Raw genomic sequence first — 1,122 nt, forward strand, 5'->3', positions numbered from 1 at the left:
TGCTCGGAGGCCGACGACAGCTGCTGGCTGCCGGCCGACACGTTGTCGGAGGCAACGAGAGCATCCGCGACAACAGACCGAAGACGCTCCACCATGGTGTCCACGAGACCGAGCATGTCGCCGATTTCGTCCTTCGGCAGCTTGCCTGCCTTCCAAGTCAGGTCGCCGTCGGCAACCCGGCCCATGACGTTTCCGGCGTTGCGCAGGCTGCGGCTGATCGACACCGACATCCACACGGCGACGAGCAGGGAGAACACCGAAACGAAGCCGATGAGGCCGAACAGCAGGTTGCGGGAGGCCATGTACTGGGCGCTGGCTTCCTCGTCGGCCGAATTGAGCTTTGTCGTGACGGTATTGGCCATGTCGTCGAGCACGCCATAGATGGCGTAGCTGATCTCCAGCGCCTTACCCATGCTGAGCTTCGCGGCCTGCTCGTTGGACTCCGTCGTGTTGAGGGTGGTCAGATCGAGCAACTGGGCGGACAGCGGCGCACGCTGTTCGAACAGTGGGGTGAACTTACCGATTTCGGCAACGACTTCCGGATCGGTGGACGTCGCGATCTTGCTCGAAATGTCTCGGATCTTCTGGTTGCTCTGCTCGATCTTCTGGCGGAACGCGGCAATCTGACTCGGATCCGAGTTCATGATCGCGTTCTTCTCGTTGCGGACCACGGCGTTGAACTCGTTGGTGAGCACGCGCGTGTTTTCGAGATCGGCGGTCGGTCCGTTGACGATGTTGGAAATCGTCGTATTGAGCGACGAGAGGTCGTTGACGGAAAGAGCCCCCATGGCCGTCGTCAGCATGATCACGAAACCGAAGGCAAGCCCCAGCTTCGCTTTGATGGTGATACGCATACTCAATCCCCTATTTCGCTATGCGAACTCGGTTTGATCTCTTGTTCGGCAGGAGCTCCCCAGTCCTTTTCGGTGCCGGCAACGCCAGCGCGAAATAGGGTTGGTACCGGGCGAGCTGACCATGCAGCATATAATTTGTCGTTGGGCGAGGCGGCTGAACTGCCGCCCCACAAGCTTTTTCAGGCGGCTTTGGTCTTATCCTTGCCGCCGAGGGCTGCGATGTCCTTGGCGGTCAGCAGCCTTGCGAGGTCGATGACGACGACGAAGC

General features: G+C 60.0%; 1 protein-coding gene. It reads right to left on the minus strand.

All coding sequences use genetic code 11. The features are described 5' to 3' along the window. Window positions 1-854 (minus strand): MCP four helix bundle domain-containing protein (locus G522_RS0124065; protein WP_026793201.1); only part of this gene is annotated, 854 nt, incomplete at its 3' end. Window positions 855-1,122 lie beyond the last annotated feature (268 nt).

The organism is Pleomorphomonas oryzae DSM 16300, assembly GCF_000422965.1.
Lineage (GTDB): Bacteria > Pseudomonadota > Alphaproteobacteria > Rhizobiales > Pleomorphomonadaceae > Pleomorphomonas > Pleomorphomonas oryzae.